Origin of the sequence: Anoxybacteroides voinovskiense, assembly GCF_014196205.1 — a bacterium.
Lineage (GTDB): Bacteria > Bacillota > Bacilli > Bacillales > Anoxybacillaceae > Anoxybacteroides > Anoxybacteroides voinovskiense.
Genome location: NZ_JACIDE010000004.1, coordinates 138,598 through 151,827 on the forward strand (window position 1 = coordinate 138,598; position 13,230 = coordinate 151,827).

The window sequence follows — 13,230 nt, forward strand, 5'->3', positions numbered from 1 at the left end:
AAAAACTCCCTACGGTTTAATGCTTTCCATATATTGTTTCACTTTTTCTTCGGTCATCGTTCCCGTAATAATTGCTTGAATTTTGCCGTTTTTATCGATTAAAAACGTCGTCGGCAGCGGGTCGATTTCATAGGCGTTCATCACTTGGTCTTCGCGGTCAATGACGACTGGAAACGTCAAACCGAACCGGTCGACGAACTTTTGCACGCTTAACTTCGGCTCCCCTACGTTCACCGCTAACACTTCCACGCCTTGCTTTTTATACGCTTTATACTGTTCGTTAATAAATGGCATTTCCCGCTCGCACGGCTTACACCACGTCCCCCAGAAATTTAAAAAGACCCCTTTGCCGCGGTAATCCGACAGGCGATGTGTGTTCCCATTCAAATCGGTCAGTTCAAAATCTGGTGCGGTCGCTCCGACTTTAATCTCCGTTTTTTCGGTAAAAAAGTTCGCATAAATCGTATACCCAACAGCCGCTAACAAAAGCAATAAAACAACCGTCCGCATCACAAGTCGCTGTTTTTTCATCATCCAACTCTCCTGTAACGAAAATATACCATTTTTCATTATAGCAATATCCACTACACCCATAATGAAAACTATGTGAACATTATGTGACAAACACGAAAAGCGGAGGCAAGCGCTGCGAGCTGTAGCTAGACATGAAAAGCGAGGGCGGCTGTTTAGCCCCGACACGCTTTTCGTGTATTACACGCGCGCGTGTTCGCCAGATAGCGCAAGCGCCCGCAATTGTTTCACTTCGTGCGGCGTTAGCTCGCGGTAGTCACCAGGATTTAGTCCTTTTAAGTCAAGAAACGCATACCGTTCCCGCTTTAATTTCATTACTTGGCAGCCGATCGCTTCAAACATGCGGCGCACTTGACGGTTTCGCCCTTCATGAATTCGGATTTCGATAATCGCCGTTTTCTTTCGTTTATCAAGTGAAAGCATTTTCACTTTTGCCGGTGCGGTCATGCCGTCTTCGAGCATAATTCCTTTTTCCAGTTGCTTGAGCTGCTCTCTTCTTGGAATCCCTTTTACTTTTGCGACATACACTTTCTCAATTTCATAGCGCGGATGCATTAAAAGGTTCGCAAAGTCGCCATCGTTTGTCAAAAGCAACAGCCCCGACGTGTCGTAATCAAGCCGTCCAATCGGATAAATGCGCTGGCGCAACTCTTTGAAAAAGTCGGTCACTACTTTCCGCCCTTTGTCATCTTTCACGCTCGAAATGACGCCGCGCGGCTTATAAAGAAGATAATACACCGGTTCTTCTCTCTCCACCGGGATGCCGTCTACTTCAATTTTATCTTGCGGACCTACTTTCACGCCAAGTTCGGTCACGATGTTGCCGTTTACTTTCACTTTTCCTTGTAAAATGAGCTCTTCTGCCTTTCTTCTCGATGCAATGCCTGCATGGGCAATTACTTTTTGCAATCGTTCCATCATTTTCACCTCATCACCCATCTTACTCTTTTCGACAAAAAGATACAAGCATACAGCCTATTTTTATCATACAATCGTTTCTTTTCCAAACAAAAAAGCAACCGCCGCCGGTTGCTTACTTTCCAAACACAAACAAGACGATGAAAAAAGAAATAAGAAAGCTTAAAATGTCCGCTAATACCCCGACTTTTAACGCATCGCCCATTTTTTTTATGCCGACAGCACCAAAATAAACGGTTAAGACGTACAATGTCGTTTCGGTGCTCCCTTGAATCGTTGCGGCCAGTCGCCCGATAAAGGAATCTGGTCCGTATGTCGCAATCAAATCAGTCGTCATCCCTAAAGCAGCAGTGCCAGAAATCGTCCGAACGATGGCTAGAGGAACCACTTCCGGCGGCATCCCAATCGCCTCAGCTAACGGTTGAATTCCCCTCATCAAATAGTCAAGCGCACCGGACGCACGAAAAATCGACACCGACACAAGCATGCCAACTAAATACGGAATAATCGAAAAGGCGATGTGAATGCCTTCTTTTCCCCCTTCGACAAACGATTCATACGTCGGTACGCGCTTCCACGTCCCGTATAATAAAACAAACCCGATAATGGCTGGAATAAGCCAAAGCGAAATCCATTGCACAAACGCCATCATCACTTCCCACCTCGCGTCCGTTTCCAGTAATAATACCGGTCAATAAAAATCGCACCAATCGTCGCTAGCGAGGAAGCGATGAACGTTGTGCCAATAATTTCCCCTGGCGACGCCGAGCCGTACGTCATGCGAATCGAAATGACCGTTGCAGGAATAAGAGTAATTCCTGACGTATTCATCGCTAAAAACGTTACCATTGACCGGCTTGCCGTTTCGCGCTCTCCGTTTAGCTTTTTCAATTCTTCCATCGCTTTAATGCCGAGCGGGGTGGCCGCATTGCCAAGCCCGAACATATTCGCAACCATATTCGAAACGATGTAACCAAGCGCTGGATGATCTTTCGGCACTTCCGGAAACAGCCGCCGCACAAGCGGGGTAAATAAACGGGCAAGCTTCGCAAGCAATCCTGCATCTTCGGCAATTTTCATCAATCCAAGCCAAAATACTAAAATGCTAATCATCCCAATGCTAATTGTCACCGCTTCTTTTGCACTTTTAAAAACCGCTTCATTTACTTCTTCCATCGTGCCGTTGATCGCCGCAAAAACAATGCCGATAAGCGCCATGGCCGCCCAAATCAAATTAACCATCGTGCCCCACACCTAAAAAGAACACGAGTTTCCAAATGGAACCGTTCGTTTGTTTGCTTTGGCGCTTTTTATACAAAAGCGGGACTTCATCGACCGGTTGTCCATCTAAATATAGCACTGCTTTGCCAACAACGGTCGGAATAAGCGCTCGCTCTTCTTTCCATTGTTCTTTCGGCCGAAGAAGCTGAATGTGCACGCGCAATTTTTCCATTTCGTCTTTTGTGACGGGATATACTAAATCGCGGGATGCTTGCAGATGGTTTCGATAAAACTTGTCGTTTACACGTTGCCCGATTCGCTCTTTGCTCACTTTCGCAAGCACATAATGGTCAAATCCGTATTCGTACATGGAAATATGGTCGTTCCAATCATCAGGGGCGTTGAGCGTCACAGCGATTAATTGTAGACCGTCTTTTTCCGCACTCGTCACAAGCGTCCGCTTTGCCCGTTTCGTATAGCCTGTTTTGCCACCTGTACAATATTCGTACAAGTTCGTTAACAATTTGTTTTTATTGCGCCAGATCCGATCCCAATTTTCATCCGGATTCGGAGCACGGTATACTTTCGTACCGGAAATTTTGCGAAACGTTTTGTTATACATCGCATAGCGCATTAATAGCGCCATATCATACGCGGTTGAATAATGGTTTTCCGCATCGTCAAGCCCGTGTGGATTGGCAAAATGTGTGTTTCGCATCCCGATTTCGGCTGCTTTTTGATTCATTAAAAACACAAATCCTTCCACACTGCCGCCGACATGTTCCGCAATCGCCACAGCAGCATCGTTCCCTGAACGGAGCATAAGCCCATAGACGAGGTCGCGCAATTTAATTTTTTCCCCTTCTTTCAAATAGATGGAAGAACCTTCTGCTCGTACCGCGCGGGCGCTTACCGTCACTGTTTCATCTAGTTTCCCTGACTCAATCGCCAAAATGGCCGTCATAATTTTTGTAATGCTCGCAATGCGTCGCTTCGTATGGGCGTCTTTTTCAAACAATACTCGACCTGACGTCTGTTCCATTAAAATCGCGCTTTGCGCGCTGACGTCTTGCGCTTTCGTCCGCTGCGGAATGCATGAAAAAATCATTGCCAGCGCCACAATGCAAGCAAGCCATCGTTTCCTTTGCCGCATGTAACCCCATCCCTTTTGCCGTTTTGTACAAGTGTATGCAGCAAAAAAAGGGATATGCGTAAAAGAGGCTGACCCAAAAGTCCGCTAAAAAGCGGACTTTTGGGTCAGCCCCTTTTTTTGTTCTTTATTACATATTTCTACATTTTTCATGATTGTTGTTTGATATGATGATAATCAAAAAATAACGAGGAGGCTCAAAAATGTAGGCTGTAGATAGTGTTGGTAGAGTCACTTATCCATCTAACTTCACAAATAATCTATGGAGCGGACAAACGTTAAAAAGAGGGGACAAGAACGATTATGTGAAAACATTGCAGTCATGGCTTTATAAAGCAGGTTTCAATCCTGGGAGAATTGACGGGGTATACGGAGCCAATACAGAAAAAGCTGTGAAGGAATTTCAGAAGAAAGCGGGAATTACGGCAGACGGGATTGCAGGAAAGCAAACGTACCAAGCACTACAAAAATATGTTAGAACAGAAACAACAGCATCACAATCAAACTCATCGAACACCAATGACCAGTGGACAGGTCAGACACTTAGAGAAGGAAGTTATGGACAAGCTGTAAAAGATTTGCAGACTAAGCTTCAACGACTGGGATATAACGTTGGAACAATTGATGGTGTTTACGGTAAACAAACAACAGAAGCAGTGAGAAGTTTTCAAAAAGCAAACGGACTAGAAGTTGATGGGATAGCTGGTAAAATCACTTACAACGCTATTGAGCATACGTTGCAACAAACAAATTACTATGATAAAAAGACAGTGATTGAAAATAAGTATAAGGCATTGGAAAACAAGGTTCATTCTCAAGATTCTACGTGGGGAGAAGTGGTAAAATCTTTAAAAGAAATCGCTAAATTAGGTTTTGATTTTATCATAGGGGATGATATTAAAACTTTATTGGATCCTAGTGCTAATACAATTGATAAAGTTATCGCGGCTTTAAGTTTTATTCCGAGTGGTAAAGTAGTTAGCGGAGGTATTAGGCTAGGTAAAACAGGTGAAAAACTATTGTTAAAGCTGGACTTGCAATTTTTCAGTGAAATAAATTCTTTTGGGAAAATAATCGGGAAATATTCTGATCTTGAACAACTTGCTAAAAATACCAGTCCATCGGAATTGATTAAATATCTTGAAAAGCAAGGATGGAAAAAGGAGGTGCAACCCGGTGGTGGAAAAAGTGGTCCAGCCACTATATTTACAGATCCCGATACAGGAATGGTGGTACGTATTCATGCAAGCCCGAGGGAAGGAACATCTTACTTCAGAGTGCAAAACAAGTCAGGGAATTACCTTGACAAAAACGGTAACTTTCCTTCTAATGCTACTAGAAAAGAATTAAGAGATTTGACACATTTTTATTTTGGAAAGTAGGTGAATAAAATGATCATTGCCAACAACTATAAAGAAATCAAAGATCATTTTGATTTCACGGATAGTATCATAACGGATATGAAATGGAATAATCCGTTAGATTTATCTATCACGATTGACTATTATTGGGATACACAGGAGAATAGGGAGGAAAATAGAATATTAGCGTTGCATTTTAAGGATTGCTTGGATGTGGAGTACAAAATAAAAAATGCAATACTAGAAATTTCAAGGGATGATATCCATTTTGATAGCTTGTTTACTATCACTCGTTTCGAAAATGTAGAAGTAAATTCAAGCGGATTTCACTATTTTCATATCTATACCTTTGATTATAAAGAGCCGTTGTTAAAAATTATTTGTAAGCAAGTTCAGTTGGAAGAAGTATAGCGCTACTCGTCATGGATTTTAACAAAGAGATGAGGAAGATTAACAACGAAAAGGGGCTGACTCAAAAGCCCCTTTTTGATGAAATTTCACTGAAGTATGTGAAAGCGACCATCTCTGAAACCCTTTGTTTTACTGGGTTTTAGTGGTGATCTCTTTTGCCATGTTGCCCCAGACAGGAGTATTACCACTCTTTTGGGTCGGCACCTTTTCTTTAAAGTATAAAATTTTACGATTGTGGAGTGCTGTCTAACTTTAAGCGCCATCGGCTCGAGGCGTTTCCTCCTCGGTGGAGCTTGTGCAATCTTCGCGCTTTACGCTTTTCTTAAAACGGTTGCCACTGAAGGCGCCGCGCCTGCTCAAATCGTTGCTCCACATCACGCCAGTTAACCACGTTCCACCAGCTGTTAATGTAAGCAGCACGATCGTTTTTATATTGCAAATAATACGCATGTTCCCACACATCAAGAACAAGCAGTGGAATCGTATCCCATTGTGTCATGAGTTGATGTTTTTCTGTCTGTAAAATTTCTAACCGATGGGCGCGTGGCGACCAGACAAGAATCGCCCAGCCGACTCCTTCTACTTTTTTCGCCGCTTCGGTAAAATGGTTTTTAAAACGGGCAACGCTGCCGAAATCTGTTTTGATTTGTTCAAGCAATGCCCCTTTTGGCTCGCCACCGCCTTTTGGCGTCATGTTATACCAAAAAATTGTATGCAAATAATGGCCAGAGCCGTGAAACGCCGCTTCGCGCTCCCAATGGGTGAGCAGTTCGTAATCGTTCGTTTCCCGCGCTTTTTCCATCATTTTTTCTGCCTTATTCAATCCGTCGACATAACTTTGATGGTGCTTCGTATGGTGGAGGTACATAATTTCCCGAGAGATATGCGGCTCTAGCGCATCATAGCGGTACGGTAGTGGTGGCAGCGTATGTCCGCCCGCAGCGCGTTCCGCCACTTCCTCGCTTGTTTCTTCCGCTCGTTCGATCAGCTGTTCTCCTTCTTCATCCGTTGCCGGTTCTTCTTGCGAAACGCGCTGCACTGCTTGTTCATAAAGCGATGCGACCGTTGTTTCTACCTTTTTCACCGCTTCTTCTGTCCATTCCCCTTCGCGCATAGAAAGACGCATGAGCAGCTCTTCCGCCTCTTCTCGCAGTTCATCATACTCCGCTACTTGTTTTCCCCATGCAATTACTGCTTCGATGTATTGGTCAACCAACATTTCCTCTACTTCCGCTTCTCTCTCTTCTTGCGCGACCGCTTCATCATGCGTTTGCACCGCCCGTTCATAAAGCGATGCAACCGCTGCTTCCACCTCTTTCACCGCTTCCTCCGTCCATTCCCCTTCGTGCATAGAAAGACGCGTGAGCAGCTCTTCCGCCTCTTTGCGCATTCCGCTCCGTTCTGCTACCTGGATCGCCCATTCCTTCACCGCTTCGATGTACTGTTCCCATTGCACTTGTTGCTCCATGGCCAACCTCCTCATTTTTTTATCCGCCATTATCGTATGAGGAGTGGGAGGAAATCGTTCTTGTCCTTGTGAAACGATTTATTGAATAATCCCAAGACGCATCGCTTTCGCAACCAATTCCGTACGGTTTTTCGCATGAAATTTCTTCATAAGACTAGAAATATAATCTCTTACTGTAAATTCACTCAAATATAGTTGTGAAGCAGCTTCAGCAGTCGATGCACCATCGGCAAGTAGCTTCATGATTTCGATTTCTCGTGACGAAAAAGAAACGGCATTCACACCTAAAGACTGCTTTTGAACAGGTGCCTCTATAAACCGCAACAACAATTCCCCCGCGCTTTGTCCAAATTTCATCAAGGCTGGAAATAAGCTGCGATCAACTGCAAAATGTTTACCAGCTCCTTGATCTAATACAATCCCCCCAATAATTTTTCCTTCGGTTGGCACATAGACAGGAACAATAACAAGAGATACAATCCCAAATTTTTTTATATAATTTTCAGGAAACTCCTTATTTGCAAACGGAATATAAATCGGCTGAAAATGTTTCATATCATGATGTTGGGATTTCAACTTCCCGATGCTTTCGTTCACAATCGGAATATTTGCAATTTCATCGGTAATCGCTTGAATTTCTTCATTGTTCAGTCGATACCCATATAAACCAACAATTTTACTTTCCATATCGGCAAGTCGGAAAAGGGCACAACGCTCAAATGGCAAGAAATAACCAAATCCAAAACAAATATTTTCCATCGCTTCTTGAAAATTTTGCGAACGAATAATCCACTCGTTAAATAAAATAACTGCATCTTTCCAACGACTTTCTTGCCATCGACGAAACGTTTTCTCTTCTTCTTCTTGAAACGCACGGAACAAATGAACACTAACCGCCAACCGCTCCGCGACTTCCTTATCTTCCACCCCAAATAAAAGTAATTCGTTTTTCCAAGGAACAGGAAGATGAGAACTCCCTAACACACTCATAATTTCATCCCAAGAACAAAACATAGTATTTTCATCGAAAATATTTTTGTACGGATGAACGCCGATAATTTTTTTGATAGAAAACCCTTCTTTTTTTTCTTCAATTCTTGCAACCCATTGAGTTGGTAGGTTAGGGTTACTTAATAACCGCTCACACACATCGTCTATTTGTATTTCTTGATGATACAAATAAAGCATCGCCTCGCTTATTTTTGAAAACAAATAATGCACGGAAGGATGTAGTTTAGAGGAATAGGCAATTCGCTTCTTCAAAACTTTATGAGCTGCGTTTTCTAATAAGTTTAGATGAAAAATAACTGACTCTGGCTCCGGACATCGTTGGAACGTTTCCATCCACTCTGTTTGAATAGCTTGAATCACGTCATCAACATTTACACTCCCGATCTTAACAAAAGTGAAATGGCGCAATAAGCATTTTTTCACAAGCGCAAATACATGTACCGGTTTTTCGTTTTGGTGGAGGAAATGCAAAATACGTTGCCATTCTTGCGAAAGGTCTTCTTTGTAAATACTTAGCAAATGAATGGCATTGTTTAAAAGATAGTTTAAATGTTCATGAAGTGTTCGCGACACCTTATCCCCCCTAAATCAAAATAAACGCCTGCTTTACTATTCACCGTACATCGTTCTATCCCTTCTTTATGAAAAAATAGTTCGACTCATTTCTACAAGCTCCTTCCTTTTTTAATTAAAATCCTACAAATGTAGGGATTAACTTTTCTAGGTAGATAGCGTAAAATTTTCAACAAAATAAAGAAAACGTCCACTTTTTCGTAAGCGTTTTCTTTATTTTAAATGTTAGACAAAGGGGGAGAATGTTGTGTCAGAAACGGTGATTGTCGGAGGGTATACGGTTAAAAGTCCTGCGGTAATATGTCAAGGTGAAAAATCATCGAAATTGGAAATTCGATTGTCCGATGATCCGAAAAAAGGCAATACTTAAGAAGCCCAGTCTTGTCTGATGTCATTAACTGGGTTTTGATACAAAATAAGTTAGATCGATACCCCTATCGATCTTCCCCCTTTCTTGGCGTGTAGATTTGACCGTTGCGTAGCAGCGCATCGATCACACGCACGAGTTTTCGAGCGGTGAGGACGAGGGCTCGTTTGTGTTGGTGCTTTGGTACTTCCTCATACTTCTTCCGGTAATAGGTGCGAAACGACGCATCATGCCGTTGTACCGAGTTGGCAGCCTCCACTAGGTAGTAACGGAGATAGCGATTGCCGGAACGAATGAGGGAAGTCTCCTCGGCTTGGAACCGACCGGACTGGTGCTTAGACCAAGTCAAACCTGCATACTTTGCTAAGGCGGCTTGGTTGTCAAAGCGATCGATTTGTCCAATTTCGGCTAAGATACCGGCAGCGTAAACAGGTCCGATGCCAGGAATCGTTTGTAGCGTATTTGGAATGCCTTCCAAATGGCGAGTAATCGCTTTATCTAGCTCTTTGATTTGCGCTTGAAGGCTACGGATGGATTGAATCGATAGGCCTAAAAGCAAGTCGATGGAATCCTCGACACATTTGGAAAGCCGATAGGACGAACGAGCCGCCTTTTGAATGGATTTGGCGATGCATTCCGGATCGGCAAAGCGATTGCGTCCTTTTTGGCGCAAGAAGTCAGCGAGCTGTTGCACGTCCGCCTGACTGATTTCGTCTAAGCTAAACGACTCGAGAAGAAGCTCTAAGATGGCATGTCCGAATACGGAGCTGTCCACCTCTTGGGTAAAGGAACTGCACTTGTAAAACAAGTGTTGGAGGAAGTACTGCTTTTCTCGAGTGAGCTGATGGACGAGATGATAGCGCATGCGCGTGAGCCGTTGAAGGGCGATAAACTGTTCTTGCATGACAGCTGTCACTTTCAAACGGCCAAAGCGAAGCCGATCGGCGATGATCCACGCATCGATGCCGTCCGTTTTATCCAAGTCAGTGTACGCTTCTTTAAATTTGCGAATGAGCTTTGGGTTGATAGTAAACACTTTGACATTCCAAGATTTCAGCTCCTCCTGTTGGTGGAAAAACATCGCTGGATGCCAGCTGTAGACCGAAGTGGCTTCCATCCCGATGAGAATTTCGGGTGGTTGTAGCTTGTTGGCCCACAGGAGGATTTGATCGCGAAGGAAGGTCGCGCCAAGCAGATGATTGTCCGTCTTAAATTGCGCGCACGTGTTTCCTTCTTGATCCATGATACACGTGTATAAGTCCGTTGAGCTCACGTCAATCCCGACGTAGAGTTTCATGAGATCACCTCCAATCGTAGTAGGATCGTGGGGTTGGGACTCTTCGGGATGCCCCCGGACCGCGCCTGTTGACCAGTCACCCTCGCGTATGAGAACTCACGTTGGGCCATGGGCTGCCTGGAAGCTGCTCCTTCCAGCATGGGAAGCCAACGGGAACAGCCTGCGGGTTAGAAGTCCGAACAGGAGCCGGGGAGACAGACTTTTCAAGTAGTCAAGGCTACAGGAGGAAGAAGAGTGTCCCCGATGATCCTCAAGATCATTATCCAAGAACATCGCGAAAAGTCCAACCCCGATGTTTGTGAAATAGGTTTGCGACCCATGGGGGAGGGGCGCCCCTCCCCCATGGGCAAGTGACCTAAGAATATGTGATTGTCAAGGAGCATACCAAACAAACTGGAAATTCGATTAAAAAATCTTTCTAAACATACTATACGAGGAGGTTATGGTTTGCACTGTTAGGCGGCTTTTTATTTTTAGGCATTCTTCTTTCGTTATTCGGGATGACAGGAATGGCCTATGCTGTTCCGCTGAGCGGGTTTGGGGAGTTTACCGTAAAATTTGACAAAATGGTCGGTACAGGCTTTAAGCTATACGGCGGAGCTGCAGATGGGGCAGAAACGAAAAACGTCCCTGTTACTGTTAACGAAATTAATCATGCGACCATTACTGGATTAGAAATCTCTAAAACGATTCCTGCGCTTGGGATTCGGGTCGTGATTTCTTCTGATAAACCGGTCGAAATTGACGGCTTAATTCAAAAAGCAACGCTTATTAACGGTAGCGCACAATTCGGCAATTTAACGATGTCGGAAAATTATGTTGGTGACATTCAAGACCCAGTCCAAAAAATCGTTCGGGAATTTACACAAAGTGCAGATAGCATTGTCATCGAAAACGGCGATTTAAAAACGCTCTACCTTTTCCAAAAAACTGTTTCCCTTCCAGGAATGAAAGTATCGTTTGAAAAACTAAATTAAATTTTTGCGAGGATGATTAGAGATGAGCATGTTTTTTTCCAAACGAGAAGCGTTTAAAGAATGGAAAGCAAGACGCCCTTTTTGGGGAGCAACATTAACGATTTTGTCTGGTTTGGTTATATTATGGATTCCTATCCAGCTTTATGAAGTAGCCATCGTCCCAGGGAGCATTTTGTTTTCAGGGTTCTTTTTAGGTGGGCTTGTGTTCCTTTTAGGGGTTATGTCTTATGCCATGCCAAAATTATCGACTGTATTCGGGGTTATCACTATTTTCGCTGCCGTTTTGTCGATCATGGGAGCGCTCGGTGGCTTTTTAGTCGGAACAATTTTAGGCATTATCGGCGGAGCGTTATGTATTGCGTGGAAACCCGAGTTAGCAGTGGTAGAAACAAGCCACCACGATCTGAACGACGACCATTCAGTAGAAAACGAGATTGCATCTGGAATTATGGAGTCTTAAGCTGTGTATTCCCTTCTCGTTATGGAAAACGATTATTTTCATAGTCCATTCGCTAAGAGCCAACTCCCTTGAAAACAGGGGAGGCTCTTTTTTTAAAAGGACAAGCCTATCTGATTATAGAAAAGGTGGTTGTGTTGATGAATAGGCACTTTATCGTTATCATTTTTCTTATTTTTACTAGTGGGGTTTTATTTGTTCGACAAGGGAGTGCTACTACTCCTACGGTTGTCGGCTTTGTTATCGAAGCAACTCGGCTAGAAGCGACGCTGAAATCTGTTTCGTTTGGGACAGGCGATACGGCGGAACAACAAGACGCCCCAATGCTTTCACTTTCGCTCGAACAGGTAGTGGTGGATGGGCTCACGATTCGTAAAATTGTTCGTACTCCATCGGGAAATATAACCATCCGTATGACTTCGTCCGACAGTGCTACCTTTCCACAACTAACGGTACAACTATCTAACGCGCAATTTAGTGAAGTATATCAACCAACGGACGGAAAGATTGGGTTTAAGCAATTAAAAATGCTCGCTCACCGTATCGTTTCGGATAACGTTAAACTACCACAATTGCTGATCACCCTAGAAAGTGGAGGAGAGGCAGAAATGACACCGGCCAATGAGGAAGCGTTAGCACAAATGAAAAAAACTCTCGAAACGTTTATAAATAACCCGTCGCAAGTAAGTGAGCCAAACCAAATAGAAAACCAGCTGTCTACTGATGGACAAACCGAACAACCAAGTTACCAAGCAGCGGATAACGCTTCGCAAACAAGCGAGCCAAACCAGACAGAAAACCAGCCGTCTACTGATGGACAAACCGAACAACCAAGTTACCAAGCAGCGGATAACGCTTCGCAAACAAGTGAGCCAAACCAAACAGAAAACCAGCTGTCTACCGATGGACAACCTGAACAGCAAAATGACCAAGCAACAGACGAAAAAGCGGATGCGACAAATTAGGCGCTCCGCTTTTTCCAACGTCCCTTTTATTTCGACTGAATCATTTTTGTCCGGTAGTCGGTTTCGTAAAATTCGAGTTCTTCGCGCATTGCTTGGAAGCTGCTTTCTAGTGAGGAAAGAAGCGCTTTGAGCGATGGCGGCGGCGTTTGCCGGAATTTAATGGAGTTTCGCCCTGTGTAGGCAGACCGGCTGTCTTCGTACCAAGCATCGTTTTTCGGCGCAAAAAATTCGGCAATACACGAATGATAAATGCGGTAGAGCGCTTTTTCAGCAGCCGCTTTGCGGAACGGCTCGTCTTTTAAAACGACGCGGCACGCTTCTAGCCCTTCTTCACAATAAACGACTAAGCGGCGCAAGTTGAGAAGTAGCTGCTCATAGTACACCTTATCTCCATTTTCTTGTTCCGCAAGCAACCCTGTAAGCGTTGTTTCGTTCAAATAGTCTGTTATCGCGCGAACGGTCTGCTGCAAAAACGCCTCGACTTGTTTCGTTTGATTCATGACGATTGAATTTGCCATAAAAA

15 protein-coding genes are annotated in these 13,230 nt (G+C 43.9%); 6 read left to right on the forward strand and 9 right to left on the reverse strand.

The features are described from left to right. Positions 1-9 precede the first annotated feature (9 nt). The 5 genes from resA to GGR02_RS04045 form a co-directional block, all read right to left on the reverse strand. Positions 10-534, reverse strand: coding sequence for a thiol-disulfide oxidoreductase ResA (resA, locus tag GGR02_RS04025; RefSeq protein WP_183183450.1), 525 nt, complete (start codon positions 532-534; stop codon positions 10-12). 177 nt (positions 535-711) lie between these two features. After that, positions 712-1,449 (reverse strand): 23S rRNA pseudouridine(2605) synthase RluB, encoded by a 738-nt coding sequence (rluB, locus tag GGR02_RS04030; RefSeq protein ID WP_183183451.1) that lies wholly within the window; start codon positions 1,447-1,449, stop codon positions 712-714. A gap of 115 nt (positions 1,450-1,564) precedes the next feature. Then, positions 1,565-2,098: a spore maturation protein gene (locus GGR02_RS04035; RefSeq protein ID WP_183183504.1), complete on the reverse strand. Its 534-nt coding sequence runs from the start codon at positions 2,096-2,098 to the stop codon at positions 1,565-1,567. 2 nt (positions 2,099-2,100) lie between these two features. Beyond that, positions 2,101-2,691 (reverse strand): nucleoside recognition domain-containing protein, encoded by a 591-nt coding sequence (locus GGR02_RS04040; protein WP_183183452.1) that lies wholly within the window; start codon positions 2,689-2,691, stop codon positions 2,101-2,103. Further along, positions 2,684-3,823, reverse strand: coding sequence for a D-alanyl-D-alanine carboxypeptidase family protein (locus tag GGR02_RS04045; protein ID WP_183183453.1), 1,140 nt, complete (start codon positions 3,821-3,823; stop codon positions 2,684-2,686). Before GGR02_RS04045 ends, GGR02_RS04040 begins: the two co-directional genes overlap by 8 nt. A gap of 302 nt (positions 3,824-4,125) precedes the next feature. Between GGR02_RS04045 and GGR02_RS04050 the strand changes: the two genes are divergently transcribed. Then, positions 4,126-5,202, forward strand: a complete 1,077-nt coding sequence (locus GGR02_RS04050; RefSeq protein ID WP_183183454.1) for a peptidoglycan-binding domain-containing protein — start codon at positions 4,126-4,128, stop codon at positions 5,200-5,202. Positions 5,203-5,211: 9 nt separating this feature from the next. Then, positions 5,212-5,592: a hypothetical protein gene (locus tag GGR02_RS04055; protein ID WP_183183455.1), complete on the forward strand. Its 381-nt coding sequence runs from the start codon at positions 5,212-5,214 to the stop codon at positions 5,590-5,592. A gap of 322 nt (positions 5,593-5,914) precedes the next feature. On the opposite strand, the gene GGR02_RS04060 is transcribed toward GGR02_RS04055, so the two are convergent. Together GGR02_RS04060 and GGR02_RS04065 are read right to left on the reverse strand one after the other, a co-directional pair. Then, positions 5,915-7,060: a superoxide dismutase gene (locus GGR02_RS04060; RefSeq protein ID WP_183183456.1), complete on the reverse strand. Its 1,146-nt coding sequence runs from the start codon at positions 7,058-7,060 to the stop codon at positions 5,915-5,917. A gap of 78 nt (positions 7,061-7,138) precedes the next feature. Further along, positions 7,139-8,644, reverse strand: a complete 1,506-nt coding sequence (locus GGR02_RS04065) for a LuxR C-terminal-related transcriptional regulator (RefSeq protein WP_229706071.1) — start codon at positions 8,642-8,644, stop codon at positions 7,139-7,141. A gap of 247 nt (positions 8,645-8,891) precedes the next feature. On the opposite strand from GGR02_RS04065, the gene GGR02_RS17395 reads away from it, so the two are divergent. Continuing rightward, positions 8,892-9,014, forward strand: coding sequence for a hypothetical protein (locus GGR02_RS17395; RefSeq protein ID WP_260174954.1), 123 nt, complete (start codon positions 8,892-8,894; stop codon positions 9,012-9,014). Between the two features lie 64 nt (positions 9,015-9,078). Here GGR02_RS17395 and GGR02_RS04070 read toward each other — a convergent pair whose 3' ends face one another. Further along, positions 9,079-10,308, reverse strand: a complete 1,230-nt coding sequence (locus GGR02_RS04070) for an IS110 family RNA-guided transposase (RefSeq protein ID WP_183183457.1) — start codon at positions 10,306-10,308, stop codon at positions 9,079-9,081. A 509-nt stretch (positions 10,309-10,817) separates the two neighbouring features. Here GGR02_RS04070 and GGR02_RS04075 point away from each other — a divergent pair. The 3 genes from GGR02_RS04075 to GGR02_RS04085 all read left to right on the forward strand — a co-directional run bounded on the left by GGR02_RS04075 (position 10,818) and on the right by GGR02_RS04085 (position 12,707). Beyond that, the gene (locus tag GGR02_RS04075; RefSeq protein ID WP_229706069.1) at positions 10,818-11,285 is read left to right on the forward strand and encodes a DUF6230 family protein; all 468 of its coding nucleotides are present in this window, start codon (positions 10,818-10,820) and stop codon (positions 11,283-11,285) included. A gap of 22 nt (positions 11,286-11,307) precedes the next feature. Next, complete coding sequence (locus tag GGR02_RS04080; protein WP_221210691.1) at positions 11,308-11,745, forward strand: DUF6114 domain-containing protein; 438 nt, start codon at positions 11,308-11,310, stop codon at positions 11,743-11,745. 137 nt (positions 11,746-11,882) lie between these two features. Further along, positions 11,883-12,707 (forward strand): hypothetical protein, encoded by an 825-nt coding sequence (locus tag GGR02_RS04085; protein WP_183183458.1) that lies wholly within the window; start codon positions 11,883-11,885, stop codon positions 12,705-12,707. A 26-nt stretch (positions 12,708-12,733) separates the two neighbouring features. Here the strand turns inward: GGR02_RS04085 and GGR02_RS04090 are convergent, their stop codons facing one another. Beyond that, a complete protein-coding gene (locus GGR02_RS04090) occupies positions 12,734-13,225 on the reverse strand; it encodes a DUF3907 family protein (RefSeq protein ID WP_183183459.1) in 492 nt (163 codons plus the stop codon). Positions 13,226-13,230: the final 5 nt, after the last annotated feature.